Origin of the sequence: Corallococcus sp. AB049A (genome assembly GCF_003668885.1) — a bacterium.
Taxonomy (GTDB): Bacteria; Myxococcota; Myxococcia; order Myxococcales; family Myxococcaceae; genus Corallococcus; species Corallococcus interemptor.
This window is the reverse complement of sequence record NZ_RAWL01000784.1, coordinates 1-1,543: the sequence shown is the minus strand read 5'-3', so window position 1 is coordinate 1,543 and position 1,543 is coordinate 1. Positions and strand designations below refer to the sequence as shown.

At 65.8% G+C, this 1,543-nt stretch carries 1 protein-coding gene; it reads left to right on the top strand.

Translation table 11 applies throughout. The features are described 5' to 3' along the window. Positions 1 to 204: 204 nt before the first annotated feature. The gene (locus tag D7X55_RS39350) at positions 205 to 1,536 is read left to right on the top strand and encodes an IS4 family transposase (protein ID WP_121725693.1); all 1,332 of its coding nucleotides are present in this window, start codon (positions 205 to 207) and stop codon (positions 1,534 to 1,536) included. Positions 1,537 to 1,543 lie beyond the last annotated feature (7 nt).

Here is a 1,543-nt window from a genome sequence, read left to right as displayed (position 1 = left end):
CACCCCTTTAAACATCTTCGGCACCAGTTCTCTGCGTGGAGGCGTGCTGGCTGGCGAGCAGGTGTGCGCTGCAAGGGGCTGCTCCATCGGCACGCCCTGTCCCCTGGGCGGACGGTGGCCCCTTGGCCACTCTTGGACTGGGGGTCTACCGTCATGTTCGATGCCATCGTGAAGCGCTTCGTTGCCGAGAGTCCACTCACCGTCATGGCCCGGGTGGTGCTTGAGCGAGCCTGTGACGCGGCGTGGGTAGATGCGGCGTTCCAGGAGCACCGGGGGCGACAGTATGAGCGCGAGTTGCTCTTCTCCGACGTTGTCGACCGCATGAGTTTGGTGGTGCTGGGCCTGCGCCCCTCGCTGCATGCGGCGGCGCAGCGGCATCGCCTGCCTGTCTCGGTGCAGGCGCTCTACAAGAAGGTGAACCGGACCGAGCCGGCGGTCCTCCGGGCGCTGGTGCGTGGCGCGTACGCCAGGTTGGCTCCGGTGCGCTGTGCAATGGAGCAGGGGGATGCGGTGTGCGAAGGGATGGCCGTCCGCATCGTGGACGGCAACGACTTGCCAGCCAGTGACAAGCGCCTTTCTGCGTTGCGTGGCTTCCGGGGCGCTGCGATGCCAGGCCAATCCCTCGTGCTTTATGACCCGGACCTGGACCTGGTGGCCGACGTGCTGCCCTGGGAGGACGCGCATGACCATGAGCGCTCGCTGCTGAAGCACTTGCTGCCGCACGTCGAGCCAGGCCACCTCTGGGTGGCGGACCGGGGATTCAGCACGCGCTCGATTCTCCAGGCCTTCGCCGCGCACGACGCCTTCCTGCTCGTGCGGGAGCATGCTCGCAATCCCTCACCGACCGAGGAGCGCCCGCGGCGGAAGGTGGGGCGCATCGAAACGGGGACGGTCTTCGAGCAGGCGGTGTCCATTCCAGACGGAGCAGGTGGCATGCTGCGACTGCGGCGCATCGAGATTGAACTCGACACGCCCACTGAGGACGGCGAAGCCGTCATCCGGCTGCTGACGAATGTCCCGGCGGACCGCAAGGGGGCCACAACGCTCGCACGGCTGTACCGCACGCGCTGGCGGATTGAATGTCTTTTTGGTCGCCTGGAGTCTGTCCTTGAGAGCGAGGTGCAAAGCCTTGGCTCGCCTCGGGGCGCCCTGCTTGGATTCTGCGTCGCACTGGTGGCCTACGACGTGTTGGCCCTATTGCAGGCGGCGGTGCGGACCGCGCATCCGGTGTGCAAGGAAAAGCCCATCTCCTCTTTCTACATCGCGGCCGAGTTGCGCGAGTACTACGGCGGAATGAAGGCCGCCCTTCCGGAGGCAGTCTGGCTGCCATACGAAAGCAAGACATCGGTGCAGCTGGCCCGGACGCTCGTGACAATGGCAAAGCACGTCGACCCGGCGATGCTCTTCAAGCACCCTCGCGGGCCGAAGCCAAGGAAGCAGAAGGGCTACGCGCCAGGAAGCGAGGTGCGCCGACAGGTCGCGACATCACGCGTCCTCGCTGCCGGCACCGTCGACTACGTCGAGCAAGATGTTTAAAGGGATG